Raw genomic sequence first — 13,046 nt, forward strand, 5'->3', positions numbered from 1 at the left:
CCTGCACGCCAACATGGGCGGACACACCGGCGTCCCGAGCTTCGAGGGGGACGACGCAGGCCGGTTCTTCGCCCGGCACCTGAAGTGACTCCGGACTGTACTTCCGGCTGATATGCCCCGCCCCGGGCGCACCTACCATGAGCCGGTGAACGAGTTCCTCCGCTCCGTGTGGCACGAGCCGCGCGCCCCCCCGAGCACCCATGAACGCCTGGTGGGACTGGGTCCTCATCGGCGTGCTCGCGGCCCTCGCGGTGCTGGAAGTCGCGGTGAGGAACGACCTGCGTTCACCGGTCGTGTCACTAGCAGTGACCATGGCATTGCTGCCGACGTTGCGGTGGCGGCGGTCCCGGCCCTTGCTGATGGTCGGGATCGCCTTCGGTGTCTCCGCCCTGACCCCGGTGGTGACCCGCCATGAACCCGAACTGCACACGATCGTCTACCTGCTGCTTCTGCCGTTCGCGCTGTTCCGCTGGGGATCGGGCCGCGAGGTCGTGCTCGGCTCGGGGTTGGTGCTGGTCGCCGTGGGCTCGTCACTGGCCATGGGCACCTCGACCTTCACCGACACCATCGCCGGCCTGATCATCCTGTCGACGGTGGTGACCCTGGCCGTTGCGCTGCGGTTCCGGGTCCGGGCGCGGCTGCGGGAACTCGACCAGGTCAAGCTGCTGGAACGGGAACGCCTGGCCCGCGACCTGCACGACACCGTGGCCCACCACGTCTCGGCGATGGCCATCCGCGCCCAAGCCGGGATCGCCACCGCAGCCACGCACCCCGAGGCGGCCGTTGACGCGCTGCGCGTGATCGAGGCCGAAGCGTCCAAGGCGCTGGCCGAGATGCGCAGCATGGTCCGCGTGCTGCGCCAGGGCGAGCCGCTCGACCTGATACCGAATCCGTCCCTGGCAGACGTCGAACAGCTCGCCAGCCGACCGCTGTTCGGCCCGAAGGTGGACGTCGAAGTGGTCGGAGACGTCGAAGACCTGCCCCCGTCCGTCAGGTCCACCACCTACCGGCTCGCCCAGGAATCGGTCACCAACGCCCGACGCCACGCCCGCAACGCCTCCCGGATCGCGGTCCGGGTCGAAGTCGACGACAGCGCGGTGCGCCTGCGCGTGACCGACGACGGCGAGCACTCCACCCAGCCGACATCACGCGGGCACGGGCTGATCGGCATGGTCGAGCGCGCCCACCTGCTCGGCGGCTCCTGCGAAGCGGGTCCGGACCCCGAGCGCGGCTGGACCGTGACCGCCGTGCTCCCGCTGGTCAGGACGACCGCATGAGCGTCACCGTGCTCGTGGCCGACGACCAGGAGATCATCCGCACCGGCCTGACGATGATCCTCGACGCCCAACCGGACATCGAGGTGGTCGGCGCGGCGGCAGACGGGAAACGCGCGGTCGAGCTGGCCCGGGAACTGCGCCCGGACGTCTGCCTGTTCGACATCCGGATGCCCCTGGTCGACGGCATCGAGGCCACCCGCGCGCTCGCCGGGCCGGGCGTCCCCGACCCGCTGGCGGTCGTCGTGATCACCACCTTCGACCTGGACGAACTGGTCTACGCGGCACTGCGCGCGGGTGCCAAGGGTTTCCTGCTCAAGGACGCCGGCCCCGCCCTGCTGGCCCAGGCCGTGCACGCCGCCGCGAACGGCGAGGCCCTGATCGCGCCCAGCGTCACCGCCCGCCTGCTCGGAGCGTTCGCCGCCGCCGGACCGCCCACGCCGCCGGCCCAGCCCGTCGAACCCCTGACCGAACGGGAGGAGCAGGTCCTCGCCGCGGTGGCCGCCGGTAGCACCAACAGCGAGATCGCCCTCCAGCTCCACATCACGCTCAGCACGGTCAAGTCCCACATCACCAGCCTGATGACCAAGCTCGGCGTCCGGAACCGCGTGGAGATCGCGGCCTGGGCCTACGAAACCGGCCGGGTCGGCCGCCGGTAGCCGAAAGCACGACCCGGGTGCCGGTGGCCGAAAGTACGACCCGAACGCCGGTCTTCCGGCCGCCGATCGCGGCTCTTCTTCCGATGAACCGGGACCACCGCCGCAGCCACGATCGGGTCATGACGACGACAACGCTGCGCCACCGCGCCTGGGCACCGGCCGGCCTGGTCGCACTCAGCCTCGTCCCGGTCATCGCCGGCGCCCTCCGCCTGGTCGAGATCGGCGGCGGCCCGCGACTCCCCGGCGAGCCGTACTACTCCGCCGCGCCAGGCCCTTTGGTGGCGCACATCGTCACCGTGACCGTGTTCGCCCTCCTCGGTGCGTTCCAGTTCGCGCCACGGCTGCGGAGATCCGGTTGGCACCGGGTGGCGGGACGGCTGGTGGTCCTGTCCGGGCTCGGCGGGGCGCTGTCGGGCCTGTGGCTGGCCCTGTTCCAGCACCGCCCGGAGATCAGTGACCTGCTGACCGGGTTCCGGCTCGTGTTCGGCACGGCCTGGCTGGTGTTCCTCGTGCTCGGCTTCGCCGCGATCCGCCGCCGCGACTTCGCCCGCCACCGCGCGTGGATGGTGCGCGGCTACGCGGTCGGCATGGGCGCCGGCACACAGGTCCTCACCAACGCGCCGTGGGCACTGGCTGTCGGCACCCCGGGTCCGCTGACCGAAGCGGTGCTGATGCTCGCCGGCTGGCTGATCAACCTGGCGGTCGCGGAATGGCTCATCCGCCGCCCCTCCCCGGGTGTTCGCCCGGCACGCTCAGTGTCCACTGTGGACTCAAAGGCGGACTAGTCCGTTGCCTCGTGGGCGAGTTCGGTGACGAACAGGTGGTGCGAGTAGATACCCGGGTCGATCATCCGGCCAGGTGGCAACGCCCGGCCGTGCCGGTCCGCGCGCGGTCCGAAGCGGGCGAGGTCGTGTTCCTCTATGAAGTACTGGAGGCCGTGGCGGACATCGGACGGGTTCGCGATGGCGCGCAGCGCGGTGCGGTTGGCCCGGCAGAACTCCACGATGCTGTGCTTGCCCGGCGGTGTCGGGGTTCGGGTGCTGAAGCTGCCCAGCGGTGCCAACCTGATCAACTGCGACTGGATGTACGGGGGCACCACCACGTCCGGACGGGTCGCACGGGCGCTCTCGATGATCCGCAGGAAGCCGATGGCACGCAGTTCCGGGCCGATCGCGCGCAAGTCGACCGTGCGCGTGCCACGTCCGGCGTCCTTGGACGAGTTCACCGCGTACATGGTCACCCGGGAAGCGGGGATGCCCGCCCTGCGGATCGCGTCGGCCGCGCCGGCCGTCTCGTCGTAGAGGACCACTTGGCGCACCAGCGAACCCGCGACCGAGCCGGAGTTGAGGGTGGCGGCCAGGCTCAGCACGCCCCGGCTGTGCGCGGTCAGCAGGAACGCGTCGATCGTGGTCGGTCGGCCGATCCGTTGCAGGCACGCCTGGATCTCGCCGGCGGTGATGACGTTCCCGGTGGTGTTGTCGATCCCGGGGACGGCGATGGTGATCCAGCCCGAGCCGTCGGACGCGCTGCGCAATCCGTGTTGCAGCACGGCGTTGGTCCCCGAATCGCCGAGCACGCCACCCGCGGAGAAGTGCAACCGCACGTTGTTGGCCGGTCCCGCGCCGCGTGGCACGAAGATCGAGTACTGGCCGAACTCGGCGTTGCGCCGGTCGATCGCGTGCGGTGGGCGGGTGAAGCGGAACGTCTGCCCGCCGAAGCGGTCGCCGCCGTGTTCGCTCTCGACGGGGTGCACCGGCTGCCAGCCGAGGATGCCGCGCGCGATCGCCCGCTTGACCTCGACCAGCGCCCGGCGGGTGTCCGGGATCGAGTCGAGGTTGGTGCCGTCGCGGGTGACGTGCTCCGCACCGAGCATCGCGGGAGTCAGCGCTCCCCGTGCGCGGAAGTAGCCTTGCAACGCCGTGATGTCCGCCGCCGTGTTCGGCAGGCCGGGGCCGATCGGGGCGGACAGCCGGAGGTTGAGGAAGTGCTCGGCGACCGCGGGCGCCAGGGTCGGTTGCTCGTTGCGGCTGATCGCGGCGATGGTGCGGGCGAGACGGGTGCTGTCGACGCTCTGGCCGGGGGCGGTCCCGGCGATGCCCGTGCGCTCGTCGTGGTAGTCGTCGGTGCTGATGCTCCACAGGGCGTGCAACCGGTCCAGCACCACGAGGACGTTCTCCACCCGGTTCGCACCCGGACCGGACACCGCGCCCACCGCCCCGGTCGGCAGGTCCAGGTGCTGGCGCTGCACCCGGGCCACGAGCCGGGTGGCGGCCCGGTTGCCGGCCGAGCGCTGGAGGCGGAAGAGTCCGGTCACGTCGGGTCGCACCGCGGTGGTCGCCTGCTCCCGTGGCCCGTCCGGCTCGCGCCCGTGTGCCCGCACCGGCACAGCATGCGATTCGCCCGTTCGGCACTTCAACGCCGTCCACACGCCCGTGAGGGCGCACTTCACCGCCCCTTCGGGCATCGACAAGCCCGTCACGAGGTCGCGCCGTGGCTGCCCCGAGCGTCGCGGTCCAGCTCCTCCAGCTGAACGACCAGCGCCTCCGCACCCGACCGGACGGCCAAGTCGCGCAGCTTGGCCCGGTCCAACCCCGGGATCTCCAGCTGACGAGCGACTCGTTCTACCCGCGCCCACACCTGCCCGGCGTCCGCTCGGGAGCGTGCGGCCAGCAGCGAACGGGTGCGGCTGAGCAGAGCGCGCTGGCGCAGCCGGGCATCGTCGGACCACGGCTGGAAGAACCCGTTGCCCCGCACCACGAACGACCCGAGCTGGTACAGCGGCAGCGGCCCGTCGGGACCGAAGCTGCGAGCCGGCAGCACGACGCGCAGCAGGCCGTTCGGCAATCGGGCCACGCGGTGGTTGGTGAGGCCGTTCCGAGCGATCCAGTCCCGGGCCCGCTGCTCCTCGTGCTCCGGGTTCGCGGCGCGCTGCTCGTGCTCCAGGCTGCGGGCGATGTCGGGTGTCGACTCGACGAGCGCGCCCAGGTCCGGGTCCGCCTCGCCCGACGCCTGGCTGTACGCCAGGTACCGGTGCCGGCCGGAGCGCGACGCCCCGCGCACCACGATCAGCGGCAGGTAGCCGAGTTCGGGCGGGCCGAGCGGGCGGGGGTTGTCGATCCGCTCCGGCAGGTTGAGCCTGGCCCGGTCGGGGTGGGCGGACAGCGCGGGCAGGGCGGCCGGGTCGAAGCTCCAGCGGGTGAACAGGCCGTGGAAGCCGGTCGGCAGGTCGTCCGGCGGCAGCAGGGTGACCTTGGTCGGGTCGTAGCAGAACTTCGGCAGTGGCCGGCTGCCGAAGCCGTCGAAGTACAGTTCGCGGCGGTCCTCGTTGACCACCTCGTAGCGCTTTCCCTCCCGCACGGACCGCAGGCCGATGTCGGTGAGCCACCAGCGCCCCTCGGTGATCCCGAGGTGGCCCACCGCCTCCAACGCGCGCAGCGCCCGGTCCACCAGCGCCGGTTCGAGCGAGAAGAACCCCGCCAGCTCGGCCGTCGTCGACAGCCCCGCTTCGGCGATGCCGCGCGAGAGGTAGCGGTCGATGAGGTCGTAGTCCTCGGCGACGACCACGGTGGCCTGCACGGTCACCTTCCACACCGGCAGGAGCAGGGAGTGGATGCGGGTCGGGACGACTTCCCGTTCGAACGCGGCGTCTTCCAACGCCCGCTGCTCGGGGTAGGGGAACAGCTTGGTCCTGGTGCTCATCGCCCGCCGATCCGGTCGAGGACTTCCTCGTACCGCCTGATCTCGCCCGCCGCCGCCACGTGGTCGCGCAGTGCCAGGGCCAGGTCGCGGAACCCGGCGTCCCGGGACCTCGTCAAGGTGGTCATGTCGCCGACCAGCACGAGCTGGTCCTTGGCCCGGGTGAACGCGACGTTGGCGCGCCGCAGTTCCCGGAGGAACCCCACGTTGCCGTGGGGGTTGCTGCGGGTGAAGCCGTAGAGCACCACCTGGCGCTCGCCGCCCTGGAACGAGTCGACCGAACCCACGTTGAGCCGCACCGCGGCCTCGTTGCCGATCAGCTCCACGATCGCCTGGGTGACCGCCCTGACCTGGGCGGTGTAGGGCACGATCACCGCCCATTCCCGGCCCGCCGCGTGGTAGTGCGCCGCCAGCCTCGACAGCAGCAGCGCCTCGGCCGGGTTGTCGTAGCCCTGCTGCCGGTGGTCCCGCAGCCGGGCGGCCCTTTCCCGCCGCCGGTGCGCGGGCAGTTGCGCGGTGTCGACGAACACCAGCGGGCTGCCGAAGAGGTCGTCGTCGTGCACGCGCGTGCCGGCGGTGCGCAGGTTGCCCTGGTAGAACACCCGCGAGCTGAACTCGGCGACCACCGCGGGCATCCGGCGCTGCCACCGCAGCGGGACGACGTTCGTGCCGGGAAGCCGGTTAACCAGCAGTTCCAACGCGCTCTGCGCGAGCAGTGCGCGGATGCGCGGATCACCCTCGTCCCGACCCCAGTCCTCGACCTCGGAGTCCAGGAACGGCGGCAACTGCCGCGGGTCGCCGACGAGCACCGCCCGTCGCGCCCGCACCAGCGGCACCAACAGGTCCGCCGTGCCGATCTGCCCGGCCTCGTCGACGATCGCCAGGTCGAACGCCACGTCCGACAACTCCGGGCGGGACGCCGTGCCGACCGTGGTGGCCGCGATGACGTGGGCGTAGCGGACGAGTTCCGGGTGCAGTTGGGTGGTGGCACCCGACACCTCGTGGCGCCACTCGCCGAGCAGGCGCGCACGGGCTTGCAGCACGGGCAGTCGCGCGTCGAACCAGGACACCAGAGCGGTGAGGTCCTGCCGGGTCGTCACGGCGTCGGTGGTGTCGCGGACCAGTGGTGGCGGTTCGGCACCACCGACCGCGGCGCGGGACGCGTGCGCGGCGACCAGCGCGGACTGTCGTGCCTTCTCCGCCTGTTCGCGCCGCTCGGCCATCACCGAGACCGCGTGCCGCACCACCGGCGCCTGCTCGGTGACGGCCTCCAAGTGCTGCCGGGCGCGGCGCAGTCCCTCGGCGTGCTCCTGCCGAGACGCGTAGAGCACATCGACCCGCGACCGGAGTGTGGTCAAGCGCCGTCGCGCCCACCAGCCGAGCAGCGGGAACCGGACCAGCCGCGTGGCCCGCCCGATCCGCTTGTGCGCCTGTGCCAATCGCCGGTCGACGTCGTCCACAGTGGCCGTCAACTCGTCCACCGCGACCTGGGCGGCACCTCCGACCGCCCGCCGAGCCGCCGCCAGGGCGGCCTCGGCCCCGTCCAGCTCGGCGTACGCGGCCAGCAGCGTGTTCACCCGGTCGGCCAACTCGTCGGCCCACTTGCGGGCGACCTCCAGGTCGGCGAACTCGCGCAGACCGTGGTCGACGCCCGCGAGGATCTGCCCGCGCAACTGCCGTGCCTGCTCGTCCAGCAGGTAAGGGCGGCCCTCTTCGGTCACCATGCCCGGGTTGCCCACGCGCAGCACCACGAGGTCCGGTGACAGCCGGGGCAGGATGTTGTCCACGGCCCGGTTGGAGTGCGAGGTGACGAGCACCCGCTGCGGAGGTCGCCTCCACCCGTCACCGCGCGCCGCCGCGTCGGCGACCTGGCTGATCACCCGGGTCTTGCCGGTGCCCGGCGGTCCGAGCACCAGCATCAGGTCCTCGACGGCCAGTGCGCGCTGGAACGCCCGGAGTTGGTCGGGGTCGAGGTCCTCGGTCGGGGTGTCGGCAGCCTCGGTGAGCGGCCGGGTGCGGGCGTCGACCAAGGTCGTCAGCAGGTGCGGGTTGCGCGCACGCCGGTTCCGCAGGGTCGTGATCGCCTCCCGCTGCTTCTTGAACACCACGGTGCTCGTGGTCGTCTCCAACTCGCCGGTCTTCGGCAGCAGCTTCCAGTCCACGGCTTCGTCGAACCGGACCGTCACCAGCCGCCCGTCCGTGCGCACCACCTGGCCGCGGTGCTCGTCATAGCCCTTCACCTGCACGAACGCACCCTCGTCCGGCATCCCCGTGCCCGCCATCGTGAAGCCGTACACCGCGTGCGTCCCCTGCCGCTGCTCGCCGACCGGTGAGACTTCCCGGTAGGGATGGGGTTGCTCGCTCCGCGCCGCCGTCACCTCGATCCGCTCGGCCGCGTCGACGACCCGTTCCACGGTGTCGAGGAACGCCGCGTGCGCGGGCAGGAGCGCGGGCGACGCGGAGGCGTCGGCCACCCGCCGCACGAGCCGGTCCCACTGGTGCTCGATGTGCGGCCAGAAGGAGTTCGCGCGCTCGTCCAGGCCGCGGAGGGTGTCCACGCGTCGCCAGCCCACCGCGTGCAGGGACAGGAAGTGCCGCGCGAGCCGGTGGTGGTCCCTGATCCGCAACGGGTCGACCCACCTGACCATGTACCCGCGACCGGATTTGGTGGGCTCCAGGCGGGCGAACCACGCCGACCCGTGCACCAGGAGCGTGCGCCGCCCGTTGGACCGGTTGGGTTCGTCGACCGTCGCCGGCACGCCCTCGCGGGCGGCGGACAGCTCGGCCACCACCTGTTCGACGCTCTGCGGCAGACCGGGGTGGTTGCGCGTCTTCTCCCGCAGCCGGTGGTCGTCCTCGGCGGAGGCGACGAGGTGGATGACCCCGTTGAGGGGCAACTGGACGGAACGCACCATGCTCCTTCAGCGGACGGGACGTGCGAGGGCGCGCAGCCGCGCTCCGAGCGTCGCCGCGTCCGGGCGCTCGGTGGGTGTGGGGACCAAGGCCGCGTCGACCGTGTCGGCGAGGTCGGCGGGCACCTCGGGCACCCACGCCCGGACCGGCAGCGGGGCGCGCGGACTCGGTTGGCGGCCGGTGATCAGGTGGTAGGCGATGGCGCCGACCTGGTGGACGTCCGTCCACGGCCCGCCGGCGCCGCGCGCGAGCTGTTCGGGGGCCGGGTACTCGGGCGGCTCCAACTCGGTCCGCGCGAGGTCCCGTAGTTGGAGCGTGCCGTCGTCGAGCATCAGCAGCCTCGCCGGGGTGAGCGCGCCGTGCGTGGTTCGACGGGCGTGCAGGGCGGCGAGCGTCGTGCAGAGCCCGGCCAGGGCGTGGCACACCCGGGCCGGCACGCCGGGGTCGCGCACCGGTGCACCGGGGAGGAGCACGTCGAGCGGATCACAGGGCCGGTGCGACCGGGTCTCCGGCCACGCGGTCACCAGCGTGGTGACGTCCCCGGGTCCCTCGGCGAACTGGAGGACCGCCGGCAGTCCCGGTACGCCTGCCAGTTCGACCAGCAGTTCGTGTTCGGCGGCCAGCGCCTGCCGCGCTCGGCGGGCGAGCGGCGTCGACTCCCTGACTTCGACCCGGCGCAACCACCCGAACCCGCCGCGGGGGTTGAGCCGCAGGCACCGGGCCTGACGCACCACCGCGCCACCGTCACCGGTCGGGCGAGCCTCCGAGGGCCGGTCGTGCACGAGGTAGGCGGTATCGCCCACGTCGACCTCGGGCCCCAGCCCGGACGAGGGGTGGTCGGCCGGCGAACTGGACCATGCGGGTGGGGGAGCGGCTTGGTGGTAGAGGTGCACATCGCCGTAGATGTTCCCCGCCTGCACCACGGGACCGTGGACAACGCCGGGCAAAGCGTTGGAAGTGCTGCCGGCCCTGGACGGGACCGCGTCCTGTTGTTCCACTCCACCGCTCACGGCTGTCGGACTTGCGATGGAGGCAAACGTAGCCCCGCCCGGCCGAACGCGGACCGCAGAGTTGCGGGCAGCGACGAGATGTGGCGTTTGAAGGGACGTGGTGTCAGCGGCCGTCGAAGAGGTGTGCGAGGCGGGTTGGGGTCAGGGTTGTGTTGTCGAAGACGACTTCGCAGCCGTCGCCGATGGGGGACTGGACCTCCAGCCCTACGCGCACCGGGTGGGTGGAGTCGAGGCTGAATTGGCGGATGAGGTGCCAGGTGTTGCCGTCGGCCGAGCAGTGGAAGGCGTAGGCGCTGTCCAGGCTGCTGATGCGCAGCCACAAGCCGTCGGCGGCGACGGCCGGGCCGACTGCGTCGTCGGAGCGGCCGTTGCGGGTGACGACGGAGAACACGCTGGGGGTGCCGCCGGGTGCCAGTTCGTAGTTGAGCTTGGCCCAGGTGTCGTCGTTGGACCAGATGAACAGGGAGCCGGCGTCCCAGTCGGCGTGGAAGTCCACCTGGAGGCGGGCTTGGAGTTGCCAGTCGCCGGTGGGTGGGGTGGCGAGGGCGCGGGCGGCGTTGGTCTTGGTGGTCCAGCCGAAAGGGCTGCGGAAGATGTCGGTGTGTCCGGCCGCGGTCGCGGTGAGGCGGTCCTCGTGGCAGGTCCAGGACTGGGGTTCGACGTCCCACGTGTAGGTGGTGCCGGCGAGGAGGAAACGGCGGTCGGTGTCGAGTGGCATGTGCGTCCCTGCGGGTTGGTGCGGGCTGGGCGCCGCAAGTGTTGGCAGGGCCGGGTGTTCGGGTCAACCGACAACCGTGGACGAGCGCCTGGGTGGCCCGGCGCGGGTGTGCACCGGGCCACCCCCGTTCAACGGTTGTGGTGGACGGTGATGTCGACGGAGCCGTAGCCGGTGTTGCCGGCCTTGTCGGTGGCCTGGTAGGTGACCGTGTACATGCGGCCACCACCGGTGCCGCTGCGTTCGGCCCGCACGAAGATCCGGCCGTCCTCGGTGACCTCGACGTCGTCGGCGGTGGTGCCGTCGCCCTGGCCGTCGTCGGGTTCGGTGCTGGTGACGCCGACCAGCTTGACGGACGGGGCCGGGTCGGTGTCGTCGGTCGCGGTGACCCGGGTGTCGATCTGGACCATGCGGTGGTTGGGCGGCCAGATGTCGGTCGGGGTGGCGGTCACGGTGACGGTGGGCGCGATGACGTCGCCGGGGCTCACGGCTTCCTCGAAGATCTGCCGGAGGATGTCGGCGTAGTCGGCGGCCGTGCCGTTGGGGCGGAAGAAGTACAGGCCGCCGGTTTCCCTGGCCAGTTGTTCGAAGACGACCCGGGCGGACGGTGTGGCCGCCGTGGTGCCGAGGCTGGCGGCGACGCAGTCACCCGAGAGCATCACGTGGATCGGCACGCCCAGGCTGCGCGCCCGCGCGACGGCGGAGCTGATGTCGCCGCTGTGCGGTGAGGCGTCGGTGACCAGGACGATCTCGCCGGCGCTGTCCTCGTCGGCGGCCAGCCGGTCCAGGGCCATGTTCACCGCGCCCAGGGAGTCCTCGGGGCAGTCGCCGCCCCCGCCGGCGGACAGGGTGTTGACCGCGGCGATGGCGGCGGCGGTGTCCTCGGTGTTGGCCAGTCGCAGCGACGGGCTGTCCTTGAAGCTGATCAGCTCGTAGGAGACGCCGCGTTGCACCTGGTCGTAGTCGGTGCCGCGGGAGCCGATGAAGTCGGCCAACGCGGCCTTCACGCCGGCGAGTTCGTTGCCCATGGAGCCGGTGTCGTCCACGGCCAGGTCGACTCGCAGCGGCGGCCAGGTGGCGACGACGTTCTGCACCTTGACCTCACCACCGCACGAACCGGTGTGCGTGGTCTCCATGGCCGTGCGGTTGATCGGGTTGCGGGCGCCGCCGGCGGCTTTGAGGATGCGGAAGTCCACCTGGGCGCCGGTGGTCAGGAAGTTGTCCGCGAAGATGAACCCGTTGCGGATGCCGGCGATGGGGTCACGGGACACCGTCGAGGCCATGAACCCGCTGACGGCGGCGGTCTGCGCGCCGAGCGGGCAGGTGACGACGGTCTTGCCCTGGCCGACGATGTCGCCGCCCGCGGCCCGGATGGTGGAGACGACGCTGCCCAGGCCGAAGAAGACGCCCGCGGTGCCGACCTCGCCGGCCGGGTCCTCCACCGTGATCTGCTTGGTGGTCCGGTCGATGCCGTACACCTTGGCGGGGTCGAGCTGGTTGAGGTACCGCAGGCCGAGCCCGTGCAACAGCTCGCCGAGCAATGGTTCCTGCGCCACGGCGGCTTCGCTGTACTCCGCCGACAGTTCCGCGAAACCGGCGGTCGTCGGGGTCGTCGGGGCCGGCTCGGCCGCGGCCTGCGGCGTCCAGGAACACAAACCCGCGATCAACGCCACGACCGGTACGAGTCTTCGCCTTCTCGGTGTCATGTGCCCTCTTTCGAGTGAGCGGTACGTGTCTCCACGTGTCGCGACCGCTACCCCGGGCGTTATCCCACCGACCCGACGTCACCCGTCCGGCCCTCACCAGCGGACTGCGGGTACCCGTGGTGGCGGGTAGGGTGATGCGCGGTGTGCCGGGAAGCCTGGTCGGCGACGGACGACGTCACGCCCACGACCAGGAGACGACATGCGCGAGGCCGGCCGGTGACGCCCGAGAAGGCCTTCCGGGTCAGTGGCGCTCGACCGCGCGGAGCACCAGCGCGGCCACCACGAACCCCGCGATCAGCAGGGATGCGATTACCAGTCCGGACATGAGCGCATACCTCGTGTGCTTCGCACGGCCGACAGCCCGATGCTAGCGCACTCTGTGACCGTGGCCACAGGAACTCTCACCAGGGGTGTTCACCATGCGTGCTCGTGATCTCGCCCAGGATTACCCACTCGTCCGGTTGAGCGACAACGCGCTGGTCGCCGCCCGGCTGATCGCCGAACAGCAGCGGCCCGGCGTGGTCGTGGTCGACGACGACGGGAGCCCGGTGACGGTGCTGCCCGGCTCGCAGGTGTTGCGGTTCGGCGTGCCGGGTTATGTGCAGGAGGACCCGTCGTTGGCGCGGGTCTACGACGAGCAGGGTGGCGCGGACGTGTGTGTTCGCCGGCTGTCCGACCGGTCGGTGAAGGAAGTCCTGCCGCCCAGGGAGAAGCGGTACGAGCTGCCGATGGTGTCCGGGGACGCGACCGTGCTGGAGTGCGCCGCGCTGATGGCCCGGCTGCACACGCCGCTGATCGTGGTCGCCGACGACGACCGCATCCACGGTGTCGTCACGGCCTCGCACCTGTTGCAGGTGATCCTGAACGCCTCGGAGTCGCGCGGATGACGCTCAGCCAGGTCCTGTCGGTGGTCGTGTTCATCGGCGCCTACGTCCTGATCGCCACTGAACGGGTGCACCGCGTCGCCGCCGCGTTGGGTGGCGCGGCCCTCATGCTCGCCCTCGGTCTGACCGACGGCGAGACCGCGTTCCACTCGCTCGACGCCGGGGTGGACTGGAACGTGGTGTTCCTGC

General features: G+C 71.6%; 10 protein-coding genes and 2 pseudogenes. 6 read left to right on the forward strand and 6 right to left on the reverse strand.

Annotated features, from left to right (window positions below; translation table 11 throughout):
- The 4 genes and pseudogenes from RIN75_RS16730 to RIN75_RS16745 all read left to right on the forward strand — a co-directional run.
- A pseudogene (locus RIN75_RS16730) lies at positions 1 to 88 on the forward strand (alpha/beta hydrolase); the annotation flags it as partial.
- A gap of 112 nt (positions 89 to 200) precedes the next feature.
- On the forward strand, positions 201 to 1,277 hold the full coding sequence (locus RIN75_RS16735) for a histidine kinase (protein ID WP_309112855.1): 1,077 nt from the start codon (positions 201 to 203) through the stop codon (positions 1,275 to 1,277).
- Positions 1,274 to 1,933 carry a response regulator transcription factor gene (locus tag RIN75_RS16740; protein ID WP_309112856.1) on the forward strand — a complete coding sequence of 220 codons (660 nt, stop codon included), beginning with the start codon at positions 1,274 to 1,276 and terminating at the stop codon, positions 1,931 to 1,933. The genes RIN75_RS16735 and RIN75_RS16740 overlap by 4 nt, the downstream gene beginning before the upstream one ends.
- Positions 1,934 to 2,052: 119 nt before the next feature.
- Positions 2,053 to 2,718, forward strand: a complete 666-nt coding sequence (locus RIN75_RS16745; protein WP_309112857.1) for a DUF2306 domain-containing protein — start codon at positions 2,053 to 2,055, stop codon at positions 2,716 to 2,718.
- On the opposite strand, the gene RIN75_RS16750 is transcribed toward RIN75_RS16745, so the two are convergent.
- The 6 genes from RIN75_RS16750 to RIN75_RS16775 all read right to left on the reverse strand — a co-directional run bounded on the left by RIN75_RS16750 (position 2,715) and on the right by RIN75_RS16775 (position 11,973).
- Positions 2,715 to 4,313, reverse strand: coding sequence for a hypothetical protein (locus tag RIN75_RS16750; RefSeq protein ID WP_309112858.1), 1,599 nt, complete (start codon positions 4,311 to 4,313; stop codon positions 2,715 to 2,717). The genes RIN75_RS16745 and RIN75_RS16750 overlap by 4 nt on opposite strands.
- Before the next feature lie 95 nt (positions 4,314 to 4,408).
- Positions 4,409 to 5,632: a hypothetical protein gene (locus tag RIN75_RS16755; protein ID WP_309112859.1), complete on the reverse strand. Its 1,224-nt coding sequence runs from the start codon at positions 5,630 to 5,632 to the stop codon at positions 4,409 to 4,411.
- Positions 5,629 to 8,544, reverse strand: a complete 2,916-nt coding sequence (locus RIN75_RS16760) for an AAA domain-containing protein (protein ID WP_309112860.1) — start codon at positions 8,542 to 8,544, stop codon at positions 5,629 to 5,631. Before RIN75_RS16760 ends, RIN75_RS16755 begins: the two co-directional genes overlap by 4 nt.
- A 6-nt stretch (positions 8,545 to 8,550) precedes the next feature.
- Positions 8,551 to 9,462 (reverse strand): hypothetical protein, encoded by a 912-nt coding sequence (locus RIN75_RS16765; RefSeq protein WP_309112861.1) that lies wholly within the window; start codon positions 9,460 to 9,462, stop codon positions 8,551 to 8,553.
- Positions 9,463 to 9,655: 193 nt separating this feature from the next.
- Positions 9,656 to 10,270, reverse strand: coding sequence for a DUF1349 domain-containing protein (locus RIN75_RS16770; protein ID WP_309112862.1), 615 nt, complete (start codon positions 10,268 to 10,270; stop codon positions 9,656 to 9,658).
- 128 nt (positions 10,271 to 10,398) lie between these two features.
- Positions 10,399 to 11,973 (reverse strand): VWA domain-containing protein, encoded by a 1,575-nt coding sequence (locus tag RIN75_RS16775; protein WP_309112863.1) that lies wholly within the window; start codon positions 11,971 to 11,973, stop codon positions 10,399 to 10,401.
- 419 nt (positions 11,974 to 12,392) lie between these two features.
- Between RIN75_RS16775 and RIN75_RS16780 the strand changes: the two genes are divergently transcribed.
- Both RIN75_RS16780 and RIN75_RS16785 read left to right on the forward strand, forming a co-directional pair.
- Entirely contained in the window at positions 12,393 to 12,860 is a 468-nt protein-coding gene (locus tag RIN75_RS16780; protein WP_309112864.1) for a CBS domain-containing protein, read from the forward strand.
- A pseudogene (locus RIN75_RS16785) lies at positions 12,857 to 13,046 on the forward strand (hypothetical protein); the annotation flags it as partial. The gene RIN75_RS16780 and the pseudogene RIN75_RS16785, both read left to right, overlap by 4 nt.

Origin of the sequence: Saccharothrix sp., from assembly GCF_031180885.1 — a bacterium.
Classification (GTDB): domain Bacteria; phylum Actinomycetota; class Actinomycetes; order Mycobacteriales; family Pseudonocardiaceae; genus Actinosynnema.

Coding starts and splice junctions, on each gene's coding strand:
- RIN75_RS16770 (WP_309112862.1), bottom strand. CDS start 10,270: ATGCCACTCGACACCGACCGCCGTTTCCTCCTCGCCGGCACCACCTAC.
- RIN75_RS16775 (WP_309112863.1), bottom strand. CDS start 11,973: ATGACACCGAGAAGGCGAAGACTCGTACCGGTCGTGGCGTTGATCGCG.
- RIN75_RS16735 (WP_309112855.1), top strand. CDS start 201: ATGAACGCCTGGTGGGACTGGGTCCTCATCGGCGTGCTCGCGGCCCTC.
- RIN75_RS16740 (WP_309112856.1), top strand. CDS start 1,274: ATGAGCGTCACCGTGCTCGTGGCCGACGACCAGGAGATCATCCGCACC.
- RIN75_RS16755 (WP_309112859.1), bottom strand. CDS start 5,632: ATGAGCACCAGGACCAAGCTGTTCCCCTACCCCGAGCAGCGGGCGTTG.
- RIN75_RS16760 (WP_309112860.1), bottom strand. CDS start 8,544: ATGGTGCGTTCCGTCCAGTTGCCCCTCAACGGGGTCATCCACCTCGTC.
- RIN75_RS16780 (WP_309112864.1), top strand. CDS start 12,393: ATGCGTGCTCGTGATCTCGCCCAGGATTACCCACTCGTCCGGTTGAGC.
- RIN75_RS16745 (WP_309112857.1), top strand. CDS start 2,053: ATGACGACGACAACGCTGCGCCACCGCGCCTGGGCACCGGCCGGCCTG.